The sequence below is a fragment of the Bradyrhizobium sp. AUGA SZCCT0431 genome (assembly GCF_018131065.1).
Classification (GTDB): domain Bacteria; phylum Pseudomonadota; class Alphaproteobacteria; order Rhizobiales; family Xanthobacteraceae; genus Bradyrhizobium.
The window spans coordinates 202,146-219,658 of record NZ_JAFCLR010000007.1 but is presented as its reverse complement, the minus strand read 5'-3'; the positions used below and the strand labels follow the sequence as shown (position 1 = coordinate 219,658).

The 17,513-nt window shown below is 64.4% G+C and carries 14 protein-coding genes; 8 read left to right on the top strand and 6 right to left on the bottom strand.

Annotated elements, in window-relative coordinates:
- Positions 1-54: 54 nt before the first annotated feature.
- On the top strand, positions 55-1,302 hold the full coding sequence (locus JQ567_RS09010; protein ID WP_249165354.1) for an MFS transporter: 1,248 nt from the start codon (positions 55-57) through the stop codon (positions 1,300-1,302).
- A gap of 30 nt (positions 1,303-1,332) precedes the next feature.
- Here the strand turns inward: JQ567_RS09010 and JQ567_RS09005 are convergent, their stop codons facing one another.
- From JQ567_RS09005 to JQ567_RS08990, 4 genes are all read right to left on the bottom strand, one after another.
- A complete protein-coding gene (locus tag JQ567_RS09005) occupies positions 1,333-1,623 on the bottom strand; it encodes a GlsB/YeaQ/YmgE family stress response membrane protein (RefSeq protein WP_212438481.1) in 291 nt (96 codons plus the stop codon).
- Positions 1,624-1,751: 128 nt separating this feature from the next.
- Positions 1,752-2,066 (bottom strand): hypothetical protein, encoded by a 315-nt coding sequence (locus JQ567_RS09000; RefSeq protein WP_192739493.1) that lies wholly within the window; start codon positions 2,064-2,066, stop codon positions 1,752-1,754.
- 117 nt (positions 2,067-2,183) lie between these two features.
- The gene (locus JQ567_RS08995) at positions 2,184-3,287 is read right to left on the bottom strand and encodes a mandelate racemase/muconate lactonizing enzyme family protein (RefSeq protein WP_212438480.1); all 1,104 of its coding nucleotides are present in this window, start codon (positions 3,285-3,287) and stop codon (positions 2,184-2,186) included.
- Between the two features lie 95 nt (positions 3,288-3,382).
- Positions 3,383-7,123, bottom strand: a complete 3,741-nt coding sequence (locus JQ567_RS08990; RefSeq protein ID WP_212438479.1) for a DUF3971 domain-containing protein — start codon at positions 7,121-7,123, stop codon at positions 3,383-3,385.
- Positions 7,124-7,351: 228 nt separating this feature from the next.
- On the opposite strand from JQ567_RS08990, the gene JQ567_RS08985 reads away from it, so the two are divergent.
- A complete protein-coding gene (locus tag JQ567_RS08985; RefSeq protein ID WP_212438515.1) occupies positions 7,352-8,161 on the top strand; it encodes a redoxin domain-containing protein in 810 nt (269 codons plus the stop codon).
- A 101-nt stretch (positions 8,162-8,262) separates the two neighbouring features.
- The gene (locus tag JQ567_RS08980; RefSeq protein WP_212438478.1) at positions 8,263-9,615 is read left to right on the top strand and encodes a M23 family metallopeptidase; all 1,353 of its coding nucleotides are present in this window, start codon (positions 8,263-8,265) and stop codon (positions 9,613-9,615) included.
- Positions 9,616-9,692: 77 nt separating this feature from the next.
- Here JQ567_RS08980 and JQ567_RS08975 read toward each other — a convergent pair whose 3' ends face one another.
- Complete coding sequence (locus JQ567_RS08975; protein WP_212438477.1) at positions 9,693-10,886, bottom strand: DUF5666 domain-containing protein; 1,194 nt, start codon at positions 10,884-10,886, stop codon at positions 9,693-9,695.
- Positions 10,883-11,749 carry a DUF6502 family protein gene (locus tag JQ567_RS08970; RefSeq protein ID WP_192739498.1) on the bottom strand — a complete coding sequence of 289 codons (867 nt, stop codon included), beginning with the start codon at positions 11,747-11,749 and terminating at the stop codon, positions 10,883-10,885. The genes JQ567_RS08975 and JQ567_RS08970 overlap by 4 nt, the downstream gene beginning before the upstream one ends.
- A 115-nt stretch (positions 11,750-11,864) precedes the next feature.
- On the opposite strand from JQ567_RS08970, the gene JQ567_RS08965 reads away from it, so the two are divergent.
- From JQ567_RS08965 to JQ567_RS08945, 5 genes are all read left to right on the top strand, one after another.
- Positions 11,865-12,035: a hypothetical protein gene (locus JQ567_RS08965; protein ID WP_212438476.1), complete on the top strand. Its 171-nt coding sequence runs from the start codon at positions 11,865-11,867 to the stop codon at positions 12,033-12,035.
- Between the two features lie 17 nt (positions 12,036-12,052).
- On the top strand, positions 12,053-13,990 hold the full coding sequence (locus JQ567_RS08960; RefSeq protein WP_212438475.1) for a glycosyltransferase: 1,938 nt from the start codon (positions 12,053-12,055) through the stop codon (positions 13,988-13,990).
- A 3-nt stretch (positions 13,991-13,993) separates the two neighbouring features.
- Entirely contained in the window at positions 13,994-14,734 is a 741-nt protein-coding gene (locus JQ567_RS08955) for an ABC transporter ATP-binding protein (protein ID WP_212438474.1), read from the top strand.
- Complete coding sequence (locus JQ567_RS08950; protein ID WP_212438473.1) at positions 14,731-16,110, top strand: glycosyltransferase family 1 protein; 1,380 nt, start codon at positions 14,731-14,733, stop codon at positions 16,108-16,110. Before JQ567_RS08955 ends, JQ567_RS08950 begins: the two co-directional genes overlap by 4 nt.
- A 70-nt stretch (positions 16,111-16,180) precedes the next feature.
- On the top strand, positions 16,181-17,494 hold the full coding sequence (locus JQ567_RS08945; protein WP_212438472.1) for an O-antigen ligase: 1,314 nt from the start codon (positions 16,181-16,183) through the stop codon (positions 17,492-17,494).
- Positions 17,495-17,513: the final 19 nt, after the last annotated feature.

Below are 17,513 nucleotides of genomic sequence, written 5' to 3'. Positions count from 1 at the left end.
GTATTCGGTTTTGACGCTTGCGTGGGATTGCGGAAGCGCGCTCCCATGCCCGCCATGGATGACAAGACGCCAGGGGGAGATGCGTTGACGACGCCGCAAAAGCCGGCGCGCACCGCCCTCAACGTGCTGGCGCTGTGCTTTGCCCTGTCGGTGGTCGGCCGCGGCCTCGGTGAGAGTTTTACGGTTTTCCTGAAACCGATCGCGGAGAGTTTCGCCTGGGACCGGGCCGAAGTGGTCTCGGTCTATTCGCTGACCTGGCTCGCAGGCGGGCTGATGGCGCCGCTCGTCGGCCGGCTGTTCGACCGCTCCGGGCCGCGCCTCGTCTATTCGCTCGGATTGCTGCTGCTCGGCGGCTCGTTCCTGGTCGCCTCGCGCGCACAGGCGCTGTGGCAGTTCCAGCTCTCCACCGGATTGTGCGTCGGCATCGGCATCGCGCTGATCGGCGTGGTGCCGAATTCGATCCTGCTCGGCCGCTGGTTCGGGCCGCGATTGCCGACCGCGATGGCGATCCTCTATTCGGCGACCGGTGCGGGCATCCTGGTGCTGCTGCCGGCCTCGCAGCTGCTGATCGACCGCATCGGCTGGCGCGACGCCTATCAGTGGTTCGGGATCGTGGCGCTGTGTCTGTTGCTGCCGCTGCTCCTGATGCCGTGGCGGCTGTTCGCGACCGGCTCGCCGCATGTCGTCAAGAGGACCGACGACGGCTTCGTCGATGTTGGCTGGACACTGAAGAGCGCGATGCTCAACCACGTCTTCTGGGCGCTGTTCTCGACCTTCTTTTTCACCGCGGTGGCGATGTACGCCATCACCGCGCAGATCGTGGCGTATCTGATCGACGCCGGCTTCCCGCCCCTGGAGGCGGCCACCGCCTGGGGCTTTTCCGGCGTGGTACTGCTCTTCGGCATGCTCGGGATTTCGACGCTCGACGGCATCATCGGCCGCAGGCCGTCGGTGCTGTTCAGCTACGGCGTTTCGATCGTCGGCATCATCCTGCTGTGGCTGCTGCAATATTATCCGAACTACTGGCTGCTGACCGGCTTCATCATCAGCTTCGGCAGCATGATCGGTTCGCGCGGGCCGCTGATCACCGCGACGGCGCTGAACATTTTCCGCGGAAAACGGGTCGGCACCATCTTCGGCACGATTTCGATCGGCAGCGGCCTCGGCTCGGGACTGGGCTCATGGGCCGGCGGCCTGATCCATGACTGGACCCACAGCTATAACGCGCTGTTCGTGTTCGCGCTGGTCAACGTGGTGCTGGGACTGATCCCGTTCCTGGTGGTGCCGGCGCTGCGGCGCTGACGATACAATCCAGGGACGGCGCAATTGTCATCACGGGCGCCACCAGCTCCTTCGCCATCGGCCGCCACCACGAACCAGCCGCACGACGACGAGTAGCAATATCGCGCCGATGGTCGCATTGATGATTGCGCTGATGATTCCGGTTCCGAGATGAATGCCGAGCTGCGGCAAAAGCCAACTTCCGATAAAGGCGCCCACAATCCCGATAAGGAGATCGCCGACGATCCCAAAACCCGTCCCCTGCACGATTTGGCCCGCGAGCCAGCCGGCCACGAGACCGACAAGCAAGATGACCAGCAAACTCTCGCCCGACATATGCATATCGTCACCTCAGCGGTTGGCCGCAGAGCCAGCATTGCAGGCTGGTCCGCATCTGTCTGTATCAGATTGATCATGCCCGACCGAACAAAGCCGGCCGGGCAGTTCTTTGGTCATGCGTAGCGCGTGGCTCAGTATCGACCGCCGCCGACACCAATGCTCACGCCGGGCGCATGAATTCCAATACCCGGTCCGCGCTCTTCATAGCCGCGGCGCTCGATGTAGCGCTCGCGCGGCGCATAGCCATACGAATCGCGAGACTCGCGCAGGATGACGCGGCGCTCACCGCGCTCACGCCAGCAACGGCCGTCTTCGTCGCAAACCATGCGTACGTTCTGAATGTGGCTGTCCGATGCGACCGGGCCAATCGAAAGCGGAGCCGCCGAGGCAGCAGTGGCGAACAACGCCGCAGCGCCGGCTGCCAGCGCGAGGGTGAGCGTTTTCATTTTTTTCTCCGGGGGTTCATGTGTCAGGGGACCAATAGGCCGACGGCCCTTTGGTTCCTGCGACATCTTCACGTGTTCTGCCTGCATCGACCGGCACGGGCAGCGGCGCTGACGCGTCTAGACGCGATAACGCTCCATGACCTCGCGGTCCGGCTCGTAACCAAGCCCCGGCCCTTCCGGCACCGCGACCGCGCCATCGGCTCCGACATCGATCGCACCGCGCCACAGGCACGCGGCACGGTTCATGTAAAAGAACTCGACAAAGGTCTTGTCGTCACGCAACGACAGCAATTGCAGCGTCGCCAGAAGGCCCGGACCGAAATAGGGCGAATGCGGCGCGAGCCGGACGCCCCTTTCGTCGGCCAGATCGACCACCTTCAGATATTCGGTGATGCCGCCGACCTTGGTCACCGAGGGCTGCGCGTAGCTGACCGCGCGGGCATCCATCATCAGGCGGAATTGATGGATGGTGCAGGCATTCTCGCCGGCGGCGATATCGAGCCCGCCCTTCTCGCGGGTCTCCGCCAGCGCGGCAAAATCTTCCGGCGGCCATACCGGCTCCTCCAGAAACATCGGCGCGGCCGCCTTGCATTCATGCGCGAAGGCGATGGCTTCCGCCGACGTCATCGGGCAGTTCATGTCGACCATCAGCGGGATGCCGTCGCCGATCGCGCGCCGTGCGGCGAATACTGCAGGCGCCGTCGTCTCATGAAGCTTGATGGCGGTGTAACCCCGCCGCAGCGCCGTCTCGCATTCGCCGGCGACAAGATCGGGTGTTCCGATCCGCAGTAGGCTGGCATAGGCCGGAATCCGCGCCCGTTTGCGCGCGCCCAACAGGCGGTGAAGCGGGACGCCTTGCACGCGGGCCGCGAGGTCCCACAACGCGATATCGAGGGCGGAGATCGCGAACATCGTGATGCCGTAGCGGCCGAACAGATGCAGATTGCGCTGGATACGGTCCATGAAGGCGGGAATGTCAGTGGCGTCGGGGACCTCGAGACCCCGGGCCTGCGGCGCAATCATTTCATCGATGGCGGTGGCACTGGATCGCGGGCACACATAGCTGAAGGCGTCACCCCAGCCGGTCAGTCCCGCATCGGTCGAGACCTCGACAAGAACGATTTCGAGCGCCGATATCGCCGAGGCGCCCTGCTTGAAGCTCGCCACGCCGGCGTCATAGGGGATGCGGATATGATGCGCACGGACGTTGGTGATCTGCATGACGCCAGCCTCCCGGTTTTTTTGAAAGCTAGCGCGGGACGATGCCGATTGGCCAGATCAATCGCTGAAGGCAAAATCCCTCAACAGCTCACGCCCTAATTATTGGTCGGCGGGAATTCGATCGGGTTGTTTTGCTTGCCGGTGTTGAATTCAAAAATCTTGCGCAGCACGCCGGGCGCCATCGCTGAAATCGGATTGACGCGCAGCACCGGCGCGGCCGGCGTGCCGACGACCTCATAGGTGACGCCGATCAGGCCCTCATTGCTGCCGCCGCCGAGGAACAGGCCGAGCACGGGAATCTGGCCGAACATGTTGTTGAGCCCGTACATCGGAACGAAGGTCCCGCTCATGCGTACGGAGTTGCCGATATAATCGAGCGTGCCTTCGATGGTGGCGCCGATGGTCGGGCCCTTCACGACGCCGTCCCGGATCGTGAGATGTCCGCTCTGCCGGGTGAATTCCGCGCGCAACGCCGAGAACGATACGCCGTTCTGCACGCCTGCCGGTCCGCCCGCCGCCGCGCGCTCCAGTTCAGGAACGCCTTTGACGGAGAAGTCGCGGATATTGATCAGGCCCTCTTTGGCTGATGGTTCGACCGTCGGCGGTTCCATCGCGAGTGAGAGCTGACCACCAAAGACCTTCGAGTTGGTATCGGTGAAGCGGAGGAACGCCCCGGCGTCATTGGTCTGCAGAATGATCAGGTCACGCCCCTGCCCCTGCACGCGACCGCGCAAATCGGCGGACACCGGCGTATCGCGCCCGACCTTGGCCGTCATCGCAAACGTCTTGATGACGCCGTTGCGCCGGGACATCTTGGCATCGACGCTGCGCAGCGCCTCGCCATTGTGGCCGGCGACGGCGCCGAGCTTAACGTCGATGTCCAGATCGATGTTCTTGGTCTTCTTGGCGTCGGCTTCCTTGCCCGAGATCGCCGATTTGAGGAAGCCGCGGCCGTCGAACACGTCGCCGCGCATCGTCACCTTCACGATGCCATCGGCATTGCGTTCGGCTTTCAGCGAGGTCTTGTCGCCTTCCGACGGCGAGTAGGTCGGGAAGTTCGCAGTCATCAGCTCGCCATTCGCGTCGACTTCCAGCGAGCCCTTGATCGAGACGCCGCCGCCGTCGACGACGATGTCCTGGAACAGCGTCGACTGCTCTTTTTTGACGACGCTGAACGTCGCCTTGCCGGACCTGCCCGGCACCTTGACCCAACCCGGCAGGATGTTGTCGAGCCGGAGCGAGGTGAGATCGGCCTCGATGCCGACGCGGGTGTCGTTTTCGCCGATCTTGCCGATCAACTTGATCGGGATCGCGCCGCTGACGGCCGGACCAAGATCCAGCCCAAGCCGCGCGCGGCTGGCGTCATCCAGTGTCGCCGACAGCTTGATGTCGGCGTCGCCTTCGTTCGGTTTGCGATAATCCAGCGACGCCGCCTGGCCGTTTATCTTGACGTCGCCCCTGACCTGGTAGCCGTTGTTGTTGGCAACGACCTTCAGCGTGTTGGCCTCCAGCTTCTGGTTCATCACCAGCTTGTCGATGGAAACCCCGCCGAGATCGGCGGTCACGGAATAAGTGGTATCGGCCTTGGTCAGCACGCCCTTGACCGGCATGCCGAGCATGACGGTGGCCGTCACATTTCCCTTGCTCGCGTTCGGATCGACGAAGGTGGCGGATACGTCGCTGAGCCGATCGGAAGCCAGAATCTCGGCCGCCGCCGGAAGGGTGCCGTCGATGCGGAATTTGACCTTTGCCGGCGATGGCTTCGGCGCCATGTCCGGCACCTCGAAGGTGAAATCCGAAATGGTGACCTTGCGACCGGCCGGCGTATCGGCGATGCCCTGGCCGATGTTGACGGTGGCGGTGCGACCCGTCACCCGTGCCTTCAGGTCGGCGTCGCGCACGACCGGCATGTCATCGACCGGGCGCACCGTCACGCCCGTCGCCGTGATATTGACCGCCAGGCCGTCGTCGGGAATCGGCGGGCCTTTGCGCGACAAATTTCGCACCGGCGAATTGACGCCGACCTCGATGCGCTGGAGCGTGCCGCGTTCGATCCGCTCGATCACCCATTCGCGCACTTCCGGCACGATCAGGACCGGCCACATCCGCTTGAGCGCGGAGGCCGACATCGGCGTACCGGCAAAGCCAAGCTGGAGCCGCGCCTCGCCGGAATAATCGACGCTGCCGGTTCCGGCGACGCCGATCTCGCCATTGCTGATATCTGCCTGCGTGAGCAGAAAGCGCTTCCTGTCGGTGTCGAAGCGCATGCCGATCGCGATGCGGTTGAAGATCAGCGGCTGTTCGCCCTCATTGCCGGCCAGCACGATGGTGCCGCCGCTCAACCCGGCCTGCCATTCGGTCGTGGTTCCATTCGGCGGCTCGAGATGGCCGAGCAGCGTTACCCGGTTGGCACCGGAAACGATCTTGAACGGGGCGACCAGCACGCGCCGCGCGGAATCCCATTCGACGTTCATTTCCGCCGCATCGATCGCCATCGGATAATCGGGCGTATCGCTGTCGATGATGTGGCCGGCACCGGCGGTAAGTTTGCCGCGGAAATAGGTCGGCAGGCCGTCGCGGCCGAGTTCGCCTTTCAGTTCGCCCGACAGCGGCAGGTTTGCGCTGTAGGTGAGATCCTTGACCCGCATCGCCAGCAGAATATTGGCCGTCGGCACCTTGTCGGCACGCAGATCGACCGAGCGCACGCCGTTGGTCGGCGGCCCGATCACCGCCCGCAGCGACCATGGTCGGGCGCCCTCCTCGCCCACGCTCAGCGCCACGCCACCGGCGCTCGGCCGGCGAAGGCTCATGCTGATATTGTCGAACGTCCACTTGTTGCCGCGCTGCTGGTCGTCGACGACCAGATTGCCGTTCTTCAAGCCGATCTCGTTGAGATTTTGTCCGTCGAGACCGGTCAGGCTCAGGCTGTCGAGCCAATCGAGGCCGGCCAGCAATCCGTTCTGTGCGGTCTCGGGCGCCGGCGTGCCAGGGGGCGGTGCCGGCCGCGGGAATGTGGGCGCCAGGCCAGCGTCGCGCTTCGAGGCCACGCCGGTCGCCAATGGTTTGGCCGTGTCACCGGCGGATACCGTCACCTGGCCGTCCGGTGTGATTCGTACCGCGAGTTCGGCATCGACCAGATTGAGGCTCTCGGCGCGAAGCCGCCCCATCAACAATGCGGTGCCGGATAATCTCACCTCGGCTTTCGGGGCGCTTGCGACAATCGCCTGGTCGCGGTCCCTGACCACGATGTCGCGGATACGCACCGCGATTCGAATTTTACCGGCGCGCTCGATTTGCGTGCCACCGACCTCGACCGTATTGCCGTGCCCGATATTTTCCTCGATCGCCTTCGCAAGCCAGGGCGTCGCCAGGTCGAGATTGATCGGGCCGGCGCCGAGCCGCCACCAAAGCCCGCCGAAACAGCTGGCAAAAATCACGGCCAGCACCGCAATCACGACCGATAGGCGCTTGACCCAACGTTCGCCGGTGATCCATCGGTTCAGCGCCGAAACGTTGTCGCTGAACCGGTGAAAACGGGAATTGGAACGGGACAACAGCCGCCGTGCGCGGTAGCGCGCCGCCTCATCCTGGTCGGTATCCCAGCCGGCCTCGTCATCCCATTGCGAGATTTGGGCCTCGGCACGCGGATTCGACCCTTGGCGCCCAAGACCTTGGCGCCCAAGACCTTGGGGCCCAGGACCTTTCAGCCCAGAACCTTGGAGCCCAGGACGTTGGGGCGAACTATTCCTAGCCATTGCCTCTCGGTGCTGGCGCTGAGGTTGATCGTCGCCGCAGGCGCGCCCATCGATCTGTATCGAGCGCTCCCGTGCCGGCATCGCTGCCAATCCTCGATTAATACTGTTACTCGTAGCCCAGCCCAAGGACTCAATCGCCGACTTAATCAAACGGGCCGTCAACGAGCGGACGGGTGGTGCGTCGAATTCCTTGTAACCATACTCCGAGGTCATCAAACTTGCCCAGCAGCCGGAGCGAATCCGATAGGCCGGGACAAGACCCGCAATACCCTATTGGTTGATCCGCCGAAAGCGACGAAAGGAAGGCGTATGTCCAAGAAAACGCGCAAGAAATCCTCCAAGGGATCCGCAAAGACACCCGCAAAGACACCTGCCAAGTCATCCGCGAAGACGCCTGCCAAGAAATCCGCCCGCAAAACGATCCCGGCGAAGGCAGCCCGCAGTGGCTCGAAAGCTCCAGTCAAAACGCCCGCGGCCAAGGCCGGCAAGGCGGTCGCAACAAAATCAGGCAAAGCGGCCAAAAGCGCTTTGACCAAAGAATCCCACAAGCCGGCGTCGAAATCGTTAAAATCCAACCTATCGGCGGCCCCGAAATCCGATTCCGGGCCGATTCCCAAGCCGACCGAGAAGCCGCTCCCCGCGCCCGGACCGGCGGCTGCGCTGGCTGAAGGCGCCAAAGCGCCCAGCTTCCGGCTGCCCCGGGACGGCGGCAACAGCGTCGCCCTGGCCGATTACGCCGGCCGGAAACTGGTGCTGTTCTTTTACCCCCGTGCCGATACCCCCGGCTGCACCAGGGAGGCGATCGACTTCACCCGCCTCAAGGACGCGTTTGCCGAAAGCGGTACGGCCGTGCTGGGCATCTCCGCCGACACCGTAAGGGCCCAGGAGTCCTTTCGCGACAAGCACCAGCTCTCGATTCCTCTGATTTCGGATGAAAAACACGAGATGCTGGAGGCCTATGGCGCCTGGGGCGAAAAATCCATGTATGGCAGGACCTTCCTCGGGATTCTTCGCACGACCATTCTGATCGGCAAGGACGGCAAGATCGCCAAAATCTGGCGCAACGTGCGGGTTGATGGCCACGCCGACGAGGTATTGGCCGCAGTGCAAGGATTATAGTTTTCCAGGTTCCATTTCCCAAAAATTAACCATGAGTGGGTCAAATCGGCCTCGCAAATTGAGCCGTACGGAACCCCTGTCCGACCGGCGCGGGAGAGCCGATGTCGTACCGTTCCGGTCATCATTCCGAGTACCACCACCAGCACCATCATCCCCATGACAGCCGGGCGCGACGTCCCGTGGCGCAGGCCGCGGCACTTCCTCCGGCCAATGACGGCTATGCCATTGTTCATGCCGGCAAGCAGGTGCGGTTCGGGCCCGTGGTGTTCTGGATCGTCGTCGGCACGGTCGTCGTGCTTGGAATGTGGTCGGCGGCGACCGCCACCTATTTCGCCTTTCGCGACGACGTCCTGACCCGGCTGATCGCCCGCCAGGCCGAGATGCAATACGCCTATGAAGACCGCATCGCCGAGCTGCGCGCCAAGGTCGATCGCACCACCAGCCGCCAACTGCTCGACCAGGAACAGTTCGACCAGAAGCTCGACCAGATCATGAAGCGCCAGACCGCGCTGGAATCCCGCGCCACCGCTTTGGGCTCCATTCCCGACAGCACGGCCACCGGATCGATCCGCCCGCCCGCCCGCGGCGCCGCCGCCGAGACCCCGGCTTCCGGTACACCGAAGCCCAGCCCGATCAGCGACACCGTGATCTTTGTGGCGCCGCCGGATCGTGAAGCCCGTCTGGAGTCGCGCGCACCGGTCGTGGTCAAGCAGCAAGCCAACCAGTACGCCAAGGTCCAGGGCGTCGACAATGTCCTGGTCCGCCTGCAGACCTCGCTCGACCAGGTCGAGCGGCGCCAGATGGCGGCGCTGAGCTCGGTCGAAGACAGCATGGAATCGCGCGTCCGCCGGATGCGCGGCGTGTTCACCGATCTTGGCCTCGACATGGCGCAACTCGAAGCCGCGACGCCACGTTCCGGCGTCGGCGGCCCCTTCGTTCCGGTGAAGCTTGGGGCCGATGCCGGCCCGTTCGAGCGCCAGCTCAACCGGATCAACGCCACCCGTGCCCAGGTCGAGCGGCTCAACCGCACGCTGGCACTGGTGCCCTATCGCAAACCCGTCGTCGGCGAAGTCGAGTTCACCTCCGGCTTCGGCGTTCGCAGCGATCCTTTCCTCGGTCGGCCGGCGATGCATACCGGCCTCGATTTCCGCGCCGCGACCGGCGACCCCGTGCGCGCAACCGCGAACGGCAAAGTGGCTTCATCGGGATGGATGGGCGGCTATGGCCGCATGGTCGAGATCGACCATGGCAATGGGCTATCGACCCGCTACGGCCATCTGTCGGAGATCCACGTCAGGGTCGGCGACGTCGTCAAGATCGGACAGGTGATCGGTGCGGTCGGCTCGACCGGCCGTTCGACCGGTCCGCATCTGCACTACGAAACACGGATCGACGGCGAGGCGGTCGATCCGCAGAAGTTTTTGCGCGCCGGCGTGCGGCTCAGCTCAGGCTAGACACAAAATCTCGAAAACAACCCCATGCACAGATAGGATGGAATACGGCAAGCGGCACTAAAACACCGCAGCGACGCCTACCGTCGACCGCCACCGCCCATTCCACCGCCACCGGGACCACCTCCACCGAAGCCGCCGGGGCCACCGCCGCTAGGTCCGCCGAATCCCCCCGGCCCAGATGGGCCTCCCGGGAATCCGGGGCTGCCGCCGGGTGACATAGACCCACCGGGATCGCTCGCGCGACCCGGGCCTGGAGCTCCGCCTGGCCCTTGCGGCGAACCGCCGGGAACGTGCGTGCCGCCCTGGCCGGGGGCTGAGCCCGGAGCCCTGGCGGGGCCAGCCGGATTTCCGATCGACGCGCCCGGGAAGTGGCTGACGGATTGCACGGATTCGACCCGCAGGCCGCGCGAGGCGTCGAGCACGGCGTTCACGACCACGCGTGCGTCGCCGGCAGGCTCAAAGCGCGACACGTCGCGCGCGACATAGCCCGATCCGAATTGCAAGACGTCCCCGACCCGCCGCACGTAGCCTTCGATCGACAGACGGCTGGCGCCGATCAGATCGGAAAAATCGTCCCGTCTGGCGCGCGCGACCTGCATCACGCCTTGCGCAAACCGGCCCTCGGCGTGAACGCGCTGACCGATCAGCGCCGGATCGGCGCCCGCAAGGCGCAAGCCACCAATCCGCACGCCATCGCGATCGCGCTCCAGCAATCCTGTGACCCGCGTGGCGTTGTCGCGGCGCTTCTCGACGAGGCTGGCGACGATGACGCCGTCGGTTCGGCGCAATCCGGACACCGCAACGTAGGTACCGGGCCGCCAGGTTTCGCGCCCCGTGAACGTCACCCGCTGGCCCAGCACCGACATCTCGCCTGCCCCGACGGATTGGATCGGTCCGATCACTTCGCTGACAGCCGAGATACCGCGAGTGGTCAGCGCGCCATTGGCCTGGCGCATCGCAACGACGCGCGCGACGTGTCCGATCCGCAGCGCCTTGACCGACGCCGCCTCGCCGTTGATCCGCACCGGCACATCGGGCGCATAGCCGATGCGTTCGCTGTTAACGAAGATGCTGCCGAAACGCTGGATGACCCCGACAATGCCGGTACCGCCGATACCGTGATCGTCGCCGATTCTCGCGGCGCCGGTGCCGCCGATACCCTGATCGTCGCCGCTGCGGCCGCCCCGGACCTGTGCCCAGGCCGAGGACACGCCCGCAAGCCAAAACCCCGCCAGCAGCGCGCGACGGGTGACGATCGGCGGTTTGCTCATGATTGGCCGCCTTCTTTGGCGTCATCACCGTCCGGCGCCTCGTGGTAGATATAGACGCCGAAATTCCAGCGGGCGCCGCCGCCCTTGTCCTTGGCGACCGCGCGGTTGGCTTCGCGGTTGGCGGTCTTCAGCGCATCCATCGCAAGTTCGCGCGAACGTGCTTCGAGGCGCTTGGCCAATTTGGGCGACAGGCCGTCGTAATGTACCGCGCGCTCGAGGAAGCGCGGCGTGACCGCCGAAACGTTGTCCGCCGCCGCGGCGACGTGGTCGTGCAAATTGCGGCCGAGATAGTGCCATTTGCGATCGTCGTCGCCGCGCGGAACGAAGGCGGTATCGACCAGCACGATCTCTTCATTCGCGTTGATGCTGACAAGTTGCCGGTCGAGCCATTCGTCCAGCACCGCGCGCGGCCGGACATCCTTGGTGACCGATTCGACGAGCGCCTCGAACGATGGCGCGTCGCCGTCAGCGGTGCGCGGCAATGGCAAGGGGTCGCCGGCCTTGTCGGTGAATTCGGGCGCGGCCATCCAGCGGGCGATGATCGCGCTGGTACGCGACAGCGTGGCCGGCGTTTCGTTGACGGGCGTTCCGGCGCCGCGCAGCCGGGCCACTTCCTTGCGATGGATCCCGGTCAGCAGGCTGACCCGGCTGTCGGTCTGCTCCTTGCCGTCAAGCGCGAAGTCATGCTCGGCGACATTGACGAAGAGTTCGCGCAGCAGCTGCGCCAGCGCGGGAAACGTCATGCCGCCGCGGATGCATAACCTCACCAGCGGACGCAGCAGGCGCGCCAGCGGCGCCTGCAGACGGTCCGCTGCGATCGGTTGATGCGAAGCCGGCTTTGGTGGCGAAGCGTTGGCACTCATGGCGAAATTGTAGCCGCGCCCGGCGTGGGACACAATCCCACTTTTTTGCGGTTGGTTATTGACGTGTGAAATTTTCCCACATATACGCAAATCATCCAACCAGGGGAACCCAACCATGCACGTCCTTTCGCCCCGCAATTCCGCTCCATCCCTCCCGGCGGCATGTCACCTCGCCCAAAGCGCGAGGCCGGCGGTCGTCGTGCCCGTGCTGCCGGCGTTGATCCGCTGCGTGACGTTTTTTGCCGCGCTGGCGACGCCGTTCGTCGCCGCCCTATTGATCCGCTGACCGGCGCGAGCTGCATGATGACTTCGATCGACGCTTCCGCCCGCCGCCTGTCGGTGCTTCACATCTTCAAGGTCTATTATCCCGACCTGTTCGGCGGGACTCTCACCGTCATCCGCGACATCTGCACCGGACTGAAGGATAGCTTCGCCTTCGTCGTGCTGGTCTGTTCCAGCGCGAATGGACGCCGCCGGATCGTCGTGCACGACGTGCCGGTCGAGCGCGTGCGCTCGTTCGGCGACATCCTGTCACTGCCGTTTGCGCCGACCTATCCGTTGCGGCTGTGGCGCCGGATCGCACAGCACGATCTGGTGGTGCTTCATGCGCCGTTTCCGCTGGCTGACCTGGTGTTCGCGCTCGGCTTTGGCCGCAAGCGTCCGCTCGTCGTGCACTGGCATGCCGACATCGTCACCCACGCCAAGCTCAGGCGGTTCGTCGAACCGCTGATGCGCCGGACGCTCTCGCGGGCGGAAGCGATCATCGTCTCCGACCGCGCCTTGCTCGACGAAACCCCGTTGCTGCGCGAATTCACCGACAAATGCCACGTCGTCCCCTTTGGCATCGACGTCTCGAAGTATGAACGGCCGGTCCCGCGTCACCCCGACCTCAAGGTCGGGCACGATCGCGGACGGCTGGTGCTCGCTTGCGGCCGCCTTGTTCCCTACAAGGGTTTTGATGTGCTGATCCGCGCCGCGGTGGGCCGGTCCTTTGAAGTCTGGATTGTCGGCGAAGGGCGCGAACGCACGCGGCTCGAAGCGCTGATCCAGAGCCTCGGCGTCGCCGATCGCGTACGTCTGCTCGGCTCCGTTCCCGATAGTGAATTGGTCAAATTGATGTACATCGCGGACGTGTTCGTGATGCCGTCGGTGACGTCGGCGGAAACCTTCGGACTGGTTCAACTGGAAGCGATGGCGGCAGGTCGCCCGGTCATCAACACGTCGCTCGACACCGCCGTTCCACACATCGCACGTCATGGGATCGAGGCCATCACCGTGCCGCCGGGCGATCACGACAAGCTTGCGGAAGCGATTGACGTCCTGATCCGCGACCCGGAGCGACGTCAGCGCATGGGGCTTGCCGCCCGGCGGCGCGCCATGACGAAATATTCCACCACGCTCTTCAAGCAGGCGATCGAGGCGATCTATCTCGATGCCGTCACCAGCAAGGCGGAGGTGCGGTCCGCCCGCGCCATGCGATCCGAAACCGCCGGGCTCGTCGGCGCTGTCAGGATCGCGGCCACCCTCGCCTGGTCGGACATGCGTCACCGTTACGTCCGCTCGCTGCTGGGCCCGTTCTGGATGTCGATCCAGATGGCGATCATGGTCGCGGTGCTGGGCTCGGTGATCGGGCATTTGTCCAACGCCAACGCTGTCGCGCGGCTTCCGATGCTGGCGATCAGCCTGACGGCCTGGACCTTTCTCAACAATGTCGTGCTGGATGCGACGACGGCGCTGCAGAGTTCGGCCGGCCTGATCAAGGATCGCGCGCTGCCGCCGGTGATCTTCCTGCTGCAATGCCTGTTCCGACAGGTGCTGTTCGCGCTCCACAATGCCAGCGTGCCGTTTATCCTCTGGCTTGCTTTGGCCCGGACCGATATCGAAGGCTGTATCGCCGCCCTGCCGGGATTTGCGCTGTTCGTCGCCTGCACGCTCGGCCTCGGCCTGATCCTTGGCGCATTGGCCACGCGATTCCGCGACATGAAGCCGATCATCGAATCGACGCTGACGCTGGCCTTCCTGTCCTCTCCGGTGATCTGGACGGCGGAAATGATCAATCCGAATTCCACAGTCATGCGCCTCAATCCGCTGACGCATTTGTTCGCCGTGTGGCGCGAACCGCTGGCGACCGGTCATGTCAGCATGACCAGCATCATTTACGCCCTGGTGTGCGTCGCCGTACTGGCGGTTGCAAGCGTCGTGACGGTCAGGCAGCTGCGCAAAGCCGCGTTCTGGATCTGAATCATGGTCAGCATCACCCTGCGCGACGTCAGCCTCGATTATCCGCTCTACGGGGCCTACGACTTCTCGGTCAAGCGCCGCCTGCTCGGACGGTTGCTCAACGAGCGGAGCGAGATGCGCACGATCCGCGCCATCGACAACATTTCGCTCGAAGCCACCGCCGGTGCGCGCATCGGCCTCGCCGGGCCGAACGGCTCCGGAAAATCGACCCTGCTGCGGCTGATTGCCGGCGTTTATCCGCCGACGCGCGGCCGCATGGAGATATCAGGCAACATCGTGCCGCTGATCGGCCTGAACGCAGGCGCCAATCTGGACTTCGTGGCTGATGACAATATCCGCCTGCTGCTGCGGATCAGCGGACACAAGCCGACGCAGGCCGTTGTGGACGAGATCTGGCAGTTCACCGAGCTCGAAGAGCGCATGCGGCACTTGCCGCTGCGCATGTTCTCCTCGGGCATGCTGATGCGCGTGCTGTTCGCCACCGCCACGGCGTTTCCGGCCGACATCCTGCTGCTCGACGAATGGCTGAGCGTGGTCGACGAAAAATTCTCGGCGAAGGCCGAGCAACGACTGCTCAAGCTGGTCTCGATGGCCGCGATCGTGATCATCGCGTCCCACGATCAGGCGCTGCTGCGCCGCACCTGCACCAGCGTCATCAACCTCGATCAAGGGCGCATCGTACGCACGGTACCGCTCGACAGATATTCCGAACGCCAATTCGAACTGGAAGAGAAGAGAGCATGAAGATCCTGGTTGTCAGCGAGGCGCTCGGCGAGCCGAACCACAAGCGCGGCATTTTTCATTTCACGCGCGAGCTGATCCGGTCGCTCGCCGCCGAAGGCCACGACCTGACGCTGCTCGTCGAAACGACGCGCCGCTATCGTCAGCTGCGGACCCGGCAGCGGCGCGCGCAACTGTTCCCGGCGGGTTCGCGCCTGATCGAGCTGCTCGCCCTCTACCGGTTCCTGGACGAAGCCGACATGAACGAGCCGGTGGCGCGGAGTGCGCTGCGGCGCACGATCGACTGGGTCAAACACCGGATCCGCGCGTGCACCTCGTGGGAATTCGGCGCATGCCTGCTGCGGGCGATCGGGCTTCTGCCCCTGCGGGTCAAGCTGATCGAGAACAAGACCGCCGGACTGGAATATATCCCGACCGACCTGCGTCACCTCGAACTGTTTCGCGACTTCTTCCTCGAGCCCGGATTTTACAGCTATCAGGACGCTTCGGCGCTGGCACAACTCCCACCGCCGCAGATCGATGCCCGCGACTATGACGTCATCCTGGTCGATACGCCGACGCGGGTTGCGATCAAGCGTGGCCCCAATGCCAAAGTCATCTGCGTGGTCCACGACCTCTTGCCGCTCACGGATCTGAAGCTGAGCGACGTCGCGACGCGCCTGTTCCTGTCGCGCCTGATGACCAGCCTGCATCAGGCCGACGAACTGGCCTTCGTTTCCAACTACAGCATGAACCGATTCCGCGACCTGCTGCCGCAATTCTTCTACCTGCCGGCGCGGGTGGTCTACCCGCGTACGCGCTTCGAGCCGTTCCGGCTCGCGCCGGTGCCGGTACCGGCTTCTACCGCACGGCCGGGACAACCGACCTTTGTCGTGATCGTTTCGGCGGAACCGCGAAAGAATCTCAACTCGGTGGTCCGCGCCTTCCGCAAGATGCCCCATGCCGACCTCGTCGTGATCGGTTACGCCGGCGGCACCAGTCTGGTGCGCAATCCGCCGCCGAACGTCCGGTTTGCGGGTTATGTCGAGGAACATGACAAGGCCACGCTGATATCAGATGCACACGGCCTGATCATGCCCAGCCTGGCCGAAGGCTTTGGCGTGCCGATCATCGAAGCGCTGGCGGCCAACACCCCCGTTCTATGCTCGGACATTCCGGTGTTTCGCGAAGTGGCGGGCGAACTTGCCGACTATTTCGATCCGTTCTCGACCGAATCCATCTGTGCATCCGTCACGCGGGTGCTGTCCGGTCAGGATGAATGGCGCCGCAAAATTCGCGAGCGCCGCGGCGAACTGGTGGAACGCTTCGGCCACCAGACCCAGGCCCGCGACCTTCTCGCTCCCCCCAGAACCGTCGAGTACCTGGTCGCCGCGCAATAGGACGCTGGCGGAAACCTCGACGCACTTTGGCGACGGCCTGACGAGATCTTCAGAACCTTGGGATGCTGCGATGACGAGCGTCGAGCGTAATTTGCTGTGCGATCATGCCGGACCGGCCGGCCAACCGGGATGGCGCGGCACGCTGCGCCGTCTGGCGGTCGATGTCCGCAATGCCGATATCCTGGCGGCCCTGACCGCGGCGGCGCTGCCGTGGTCGACCTCCGCCACGGCTGTTCTTATCGTGCTCTGGCTCGTCGTCCTCATTCCGACGCTCGATTGGGGCGCGTTCGCCCGCCATCTGACGCATCCGGCTTGCGCCCTGCCCCTGGCGTTCGTCGCGCTCGCGGTTCTGGGCGTGCTCTGGACCGATGGCACCTGGTCGGAAAGCCTGAGCGGCATCAAGCCGGCGGCAAAGCTGCTGGTGATTCCGTTTCTGCTCTTTCACTTTCAGCGTTCGCAGCGCGCCATGTGGGTTTTCGCGGCCTTCCTCGGCTCCTGCACGCTGATGATGATCCTGTCCTGGATCGTATTGTTCTATCCGGCGTTCAAGATCACGCGGACCGTTTCGGACGGTGTCCCGGTCAAGAACTATATCGACCAGAGCCAGGAGTTCGCGCTGTGTGCGTTTGCGCTGGCGTTGCCGGCGCTGATCGCTGTCCGCGAGCGGCGGCTGGCCGCAGCGATCGGCTGGCTGGTGCTGTCGGTGGCGTTCGTTGCGAACATGATGTTCGTGGCCTCGGCACGCACGGCGCTCGTCTACATGCCGGTGCTGCTGGTGTTGTTCACCGCCTTGCATCTGAGCCGGCGCACCATGCCGGCGCTGTTTGCGGCGGCCATCGTCGCCGCCGCCATCGTCTGGTCGACCTCGCCCTATCTGCGGCAGCGCATCGCCGACGTGGCGACCGAGTATCAGGGCTATGAAACCAACACGGTGGTGTCGACAGCGCAACGATTGCACTACTGGCGCAAGTCGCTCGGCTTCTTTGCCGATGCCCCCTTGTTCGGCCACGGCACCGGTTCGACCAGGCAGCTGTTCGCGCGCGCAGCCGCCGGGCAGACCGGGCTGTCGGCCGAGGTGGTCAGCAATCCGCACAACCAGACCCTCAACGTTGCCGTGCAATGGGGACTGCTCGGCGTCATTACGCTGTACGGGATGTGGCTGAGCCATCTCTTGCTGTTCCGCGGCGACGGCCTGGCGGCCTGGATCGGGCTCATCACCGTCGTGCAGAATTTCGTCAGTTCACTGCTGAACTCGCACCTGTTCGATTTTCACGAAGGATGGATGTACGTGCTCGGCGTCGGCGTCGCCGGCGGAATGTCGCTGCGCGCGACGATCCGGCGCCCTCGATCTTTGGGAACTCCTGCGAGCCGGAGTGCGGCCTAGCTCGGTTATTGGCCGTCTC

What these genes read in the sequence shown, in the direction of transcription:
- JQ567_RS08960 (WP_212438475.1), top strand. Translation starts at nt 12,053, where the DNA reads ATGACTTCGATCGACGCTTCCGCCCGCCGCCTGTCGGTGCTTCACATC.
- JQ567_RS08995 (WP_212438480.1), bottom strand. Translation starts at nt 3,287, where the DNA reads ATGCAGATCACCAACGTCCGTGCGCATCATATCCGCATCCCCTATGAC.
- JQ567_RS08980 (WP_212438478.1), top strand. Translation starts at nt 8,263, where the DNA reads ATGTCGTACCGTTCCGGTCATCATTCCGAGTACCACCACCAGCACCAT.
- JQ567_RS08965 (WP_212438476.1), top strand. Translation starts at nt 11,865, where the DNA reads ATGCACGTCCTTTCGCCCCGCAATTCCGCTCCATCCCTCCCGGCGGCA.
- JQ567_RS08955 (WP_212438474.1), top strand. Translation starts at nt 13,994, where the DNA reads ATGGTCAGCATCACCCTGCGCGACGTCAGCCTCGATTATCCGCTCTAC.
- JQ567_RS08950 (WP_212438473.1), top strand. Translation starts at nt 14,731, where the DNA reads ATGAAGATCCTGGTTGTCAGCGAGGCGCTCGGCGAGCCGAACCACAAG.
- JQ567_RS09010 (WP_249165354.1), top strand. Translation starts at nt 55, where the DNA reads ATGGATGACAAGACGCCAGGGGGAGATGCGTTGACGACGCCGCAAAAG.
- JQ567_RS08970 (WP_192739498.1), bottom strand. Translation starts at nt 11,749, where the DNA reads ATGAGTGCCAACGCTTCGCCACCAAAGCCGGCTTCGCATCAACCGATC.
- JQ567_RS08990 (WP_212438479.1), bottom strand. Translation starts at nt 7,123, where the DNA reads ATGCCGGCACGGGAGCGCTCGATACAGATCGATGGGCGCGCCTGCGGC.
- JQ567_RS08945 (WP_212438472.1), top strand. Translation starts at nt 16,181, where the DNA reads ATGACGAGCGTCGAGCGTAATTTGCTGTGCGATCATGCCGGACCGGCC.
- JQ567_RS09005 (WP_212438481.1), bottom strand. Translation starts at nt 1,623, where the DNA reads ATGCATATGTCGGGCGAGAGTTTGCTGGTCATCTTGCTTGTCGGTCTC.
- JQ567_RS08975 (WP_212438477.1), bottom strand. Translation starts at nt 10,886, where the DNA reads ATGAGCAAACCGCCGATCGTCACCCGTCGCGCGCTGCTGGCGGGGTTT.
- JQ567_RS08985 (WP_212438515.1), top strand. Translation starts at nt 7,352, where the DNA reads ATGTCCAAGAAAACGCGCAAGAAATCCTCCAAGGGATCCGCAAAGACA.
- JQ567_RS09000 (WP_192739493.1), bottom strand. Translation starts at nt 2,066, where the DNA reads ATGAAAACGCTCACCCTCGCGCTGGCAGCCGGCGCTGCGGCGTTGTTC.